The sequence below is a fragment of the Clostridium sp. MCC353 genome (assembly GCF_018785315.1).
Taxonomy (GTDB): Bacteria; Bacillota; Clostridia; order Lachnospirales; family Lachnospiraceae; genus CHH4-2.
The window spans coordinates 1-312 of sequence record NZ_WQPN01000183.1; the positions used below are offsets into that span (position 1 = coordinate 1).

The following is a 312-nucleotide window of genomic DNA, read 5'->3' on the forward strand; positions in this document are numbered from 1 at the left end:
CATGGATGGTGCTTCCAGGCCATCCATGGGATAGGAATCAGCAGGAAGTTCAACAAAAGCCGGGGCGGGGCTTTCTGTGCGCTCTAGGTCCTTTACTTTTTTCTCCCAGTATTTATAGGTATCATATTTCAAACCGTTGAGTTCGCACCAGTTCCGTATAGAGAGGCCGCTTTGAATCCGCTGGTTGAAAATATCTTTCCATTCGTCAATGCTGTAATGTACATTCACGTTTGATATCCTCCTTCAATCTTTTGAAAAGAGTATAGCAGATGGTTATCAGTTGTACACTACGGTCTGTTTTGTATCGCTTAC

1 pseudogene is annotated in these 312 nt (G+C 43.6%); it reads right to left on the reverse strand.

Annotation, left to right across the window (positions count from 1 at the left end):
* Nucleotides 1-228 (reverse strand): annotated as a pseudogene (locus tag GPL15_RS27190) (hypothetical protein); the annotation flags it as partial.
* Between the last annotated feature and the right edge of the window lie 84 nt (nt 229-312).